We start from the raw sequence: 3145 nt of genomic DNA, 5'->3' as shown, positions 1-3145 counted from the left end.
TCGATGTTAATCGTGCCCGTTTAGGGTAAGGGTCATGGAAAACGGGTAAGTTTCGATGTTAATCGTGCCCGTTTTGGTTAAGGGTCGTGGAAAACGGTCATGTTTTGATATTAATTGTGACCGTTTAGGGTAAGAGTCGTGGAAAACGGGCATGTTTCGATATTTATCGTGACCGTTTAGGGTGGGGGTCATGGAAAACGGCGAGTCTTTTTCCAACATGTCGAGTCGATTTGAAACATGTCGAGTCTTTTTCCAAGATGTCGAGTCGAACCGTATCGATTTATTAATAAGAAGAGCCTTACGTCGCAGTTTATGGATTTTGTAGAAAAACAAATTTTAAAAACAGCTTTTGTTTTGTAAAAAGAATTATCGAGGAGGAAACATTATGACAGAAAGTAATAAGCAACAATTGCCGCCAAAATATGACCATAAAGCAATCGAAGAAGATCGTTATGGATTCTGGTTGGAAGGGAATTATTTCGAAGCAACCGGAGATGAAAAGAAAGAACCTTTTTCTATTGTAATCCCACCGCCAAACGTAACAGGAAAATTACATTTAGGCCATGCATGGGATACGACAATGCAAGATACAATTTCACGAATGAAACGAATGCAAGGATACGATGTACTTTGGCTACCTGGAATGGACCATGCCGGTATTGCAACACAAGCGGTTGTTGAAGCTAAACTAAGAGAAGAAGGCAAATCTCGCTATGATATGGGAAGAGAGAAGTTTATAGAAACTGTTTGGGAATGGAAAGAAGAATATGCAGATTTCATTCGCGAACAGTGGGGTAAGTTAGGTTTAGGTCTTGATTATACGAGAGAAAGATTTACATTAGACGATGGATTATCTGACGCTGTGCAAGAAGTCTTCATTAAACTATATGAAAAAGGTCTCATTTATCGCGGTGAATATATTATAAATTGGGATCCAAAAACGAAAACAGCATTATCAGATATAGAAGTTAATTATGAAGAAGTTCAAGGAAAGTTTTATCATATGCGTTATCCAATAAAAGATAGTGACGAAACAATCGAGATTGCCACAACACGTCCTGAAACAATGCTCGGTGATACTGCCGTTGCCGTTCATCCTGACGATGAACGTTATCAACATTTAATTGGTAAAAAAGTAATTTTACCAATCGTTAGACGTGAAATTGAAATTGTTGCAGATGATTATGTCGATATGGAATTTGGATCAGGTGCTGTTAAAATTACTCCAGCTCATGACCCTAATGATTTTGAAATTGGAAATCGACATAACTTAGAGCGTGTACTTGTTATGAACGAAGATGGAACGATGAATGAGAATGCTGGAAAATATAAAGGAATGGATCGATTTGAATGCCGAAAAGCTATTGTAAAAGATTTACAGGAACAAGGTGTATTATTTGAAATTGAAGACCATACGCATCAGGTTGGCCATTCGGAGCGAAGTGGAGCAGTAGTAGAACCGTATTTATCAACTCAATGGTTTGTTAATATGCAACCATTAGCAGATGCCGCAGTGAAACTTCAAAAAACAGACAGAAAAGTTAATTTTGTACCGAATCGCTTTGAAAATACGTATCTACACTGGATGGAAAATATTCGCGATTGGTGTATTTCACGACAATTATGGTGGGGACACCGAATTCCAGCCTGGTATCACAAAGAAACAGGAGAAGTATATGTAGGTAAAGAGGCACCACAAGATATAGAGAACTGGGAACAAGATAAAGACGTTTTAGATACATGGTTCTCGTCTGCATTATGGCCGTTTTCTACCATGGGCTGGCCAGATAAGGATAGCAAAGATTTTAAACGATATTTCCCAACGGATGTACTCGTTACCGGATACGATATTATTTTCTTCTGGGTTGCACGAATGATTTTCCAGTCAGTTGAATTCACAGGAGAAAAGCCATTTAAAGACGTTCTCATTCATGGCTTAATTCGAGATGCTGAAGGTCGTAAAATGAGTAAATCACTCGGTAATGGTGTTGATCCAATGGAAGTAATCGAAAAATACGGAGCAGATTCCTTACGTTATTTCTTATTAACGGGTTCCACACCAGGTCAAGATTTACGTTTTCATTGGGAACGTGTAGAAGCAACTTGGAATTTTGCCAATAAAATTTGGAATGCCTCACGTTTTGCCTTAATGAATATGGAAGGACTGAAGCACAAAGATATCGATTTATCAGGAGAACTAGCGTTACCGGATAAATGGATTTTAACGAGATTAAATGAAACGATTGAACATGTAACGATGAACACCGATAAATATGAGTTTGGTGAAGCAGGTCGTTATTTATACAATTTCATTTGGGATGATTTCTGTGATTGGTATATTGAAATGGCCAAAATTTCTCTTTATGGGGAAGATGAGGCTAGCAAGCAGACGACTAGATCAGTACTCGCTCATGTTTTGGATCAGACATTACGTATGCTTCATCCATATATGCCATTTATTACAGAGGAAATATGGCAGAAGCTACCACATGAAGGCGAATCAATTACTGTTGCTGCTTGGCCTAAGGTAAATACTGATTATCATGATGAAGTCGCTTCTAACCAAATGGAAAAAGTAATGGCAGTCATAAAAGCAGTACGAAATATACGTGCTGAAGTAAATACACCAATGTCTAGACAAGTAAGCGTGTTTATAAAGACGACAGATGATGAGATTACTTCTCAGTTTGAAGAGAACCGTCATTATGTAGAACGCTTCTGTAATACAAGTGAACTTGTTATCGGAGCCTCCGTGGAAGCACCTGAACAGGCAATGACTGCAGTTATTACCGGAGCAGAATTGTTTTTACCGTTAGAAGGGTTGATCGATTTTGAAAAAGAAATTGCTCGTTTAGAAAAAGAACTGGATAAATGGAACAAAGAAGTTGCATTAGTTCAGAAAAAATTATCCAATAAAGGTTTTGTTGATAAAGCACCGGAAAAAGTTGTTGCAGCAGAAAGAGAGAAAGAAGTAGAATATTTAGAAAAACGTAAAATGGTTGAACAAAGACTTAAGGAATTAAAAGCATAATAAAAATTTGAAATTAGGGGTACAAATCACAGGTTGATCTGTACCCTGTTTTATTGACTAAACTCATGTTCAACCCAACTATCATGAAAGTCCCCGTTGTGGTGGAACTTTCAT

At 37.7% G+C, this 3145-nt stretch carries 1 protein-coding gene; it reads left to right on the top strand.

Annotation, left to right across the window (positions count from 1 at the left end; translation table 11 throughout):
• Positions 1 to 385: 385 nt before the first annotated feature.
• A complete protein-coding gene (locus SPD89_RS22500) occupies positions 386 to 3031 on the top strand; it encodes a valine--tRNA ligase (protein ID WP_336264187.1) in 2646 nt (881 codons plus the stop codon).
• The last annotated feature ends 114 nt before the right edge of the window (positions 3032 to 3145 follow it).

This window comes from Pseudogracilibacillus sp. SO30301A (assembly GCF_037072025.1).
GTDB lineage: Bacteria > Bacillota > Bacilli > Bacillales > Amphibacillaceae > Pseudogracilibacillus.
Note: the sequence above shows the minus strand (reverse complement) of the source record. Positions and strands in the feature narration are given on the sequence as shown.

What these genes read in the sequence shown, in the direction of transcription:
- SPD89_RS22500 (WP_336264187.1), top strand. Translation starts at nt 386, where the DNA reads ATGACAGAAAGTAATAAGCAACAATTGCCGCCAAAATATGACCATAAA.